Raw genomic sequence first — 762 nt, forward strand, 5'->3', positions numbered from 1 at the left:
CTTCCGCTTACTCGGCTTCTTTTGCTTTACTACTTACTTTGCTTTTCTCGATTGTCGATCCTTTGAACATCTCTGCTCTCAGAATCTCTTGACTCGTTTATACTTTATTCAGTTTTCAAGGTACAGTATTTATTATATATTAATTCTATTGCTTTTGCCTTTTACGGCTTTTATTTTTTTAAAAGGTTTTATCCTTTAAGTGGAGATTGCGAGAATCGAACTCGCGACCCCCTGCTTGCAAGGCAGGTGCTCTCCCAGCTGAGCTAAACCCCCATAATTGTTTTAAATTTTCTGAACCGTTTTATTTATTACCGTTTCCCTCACTCTTAAACTTTGTTTAAAAGTGGGCTCAAGTGGACTCGAACCACCGACCTCGCGCTTATCAGGCGCGCGCTCTAACCGGCTGAGCTATGAGCCCTCAGCGCTTGTTTGCAGTTAAAGTTTATTTGATTGCGGCAACCACCTACTTTCCCGGGCGGCTTCCCACCAAGTATCATCGGCCGTTTATGTCTTAACCATCGTGTTCGGCATGGAAACGGGTGTGTCCCATAAACGCATCGTCACCGCAAATTTATTTGTCAATTCCGCCTTCTTTCAGGCTCATTGAACTTTCAAAACCAAACAGTTGAGTAACTAACCATGTCTCCATAGAAAGGAGGTGATCCAGCCGCACCTTCCGATACGGCTACCTTGTTACGACTTCACCCCAGTCACTGGCTTCACCTTCGGCGGCTCCTCCCTTTGCAGGTCAGGTCACCGACT

General features: G+C 45.1%; 2 tRNA genes and 2 rRNA genes. All 4 read right to left on the bottom strand.

Annotated features, from left to right (window positions below):
• Nucleotides 1-200: 200 nt before the first annotated feature.
• Nucleotides 201-273 (bottom strand) — tRNA-Ala (locus NE664_12500).
• A 71-nt stretch (nucleotides 274-344) separates the two neighbouring features.
• A tRNA-Ile gene (locus NE664_12505) sits at nucleotides 345-418 on the bottom strand.
• 32 nt (nucleotides 419-450) lie between these two features.
• Nucleotides 451-568: ribosomal RNA gene (gene rrf, locus NE664_12510) — 5S ribosomal RNA — on the bottom strand.
• Nucleotides 569-651: 83 nt separating this feature from the next.
• Nucleotides 652-762, bottom strand: a 16S ribosomal RNA gene (locus NE664_12515); the annotation flags it as partial.

It is taken from the genome of Anaerotignum faecicola, from assembly GCA_024460105.1.
Taxonomy (GTDB): Bacteria; Bacillota; Clostridia; order Lachnospirales; family Anaerotignaceae; genus JANFXS01.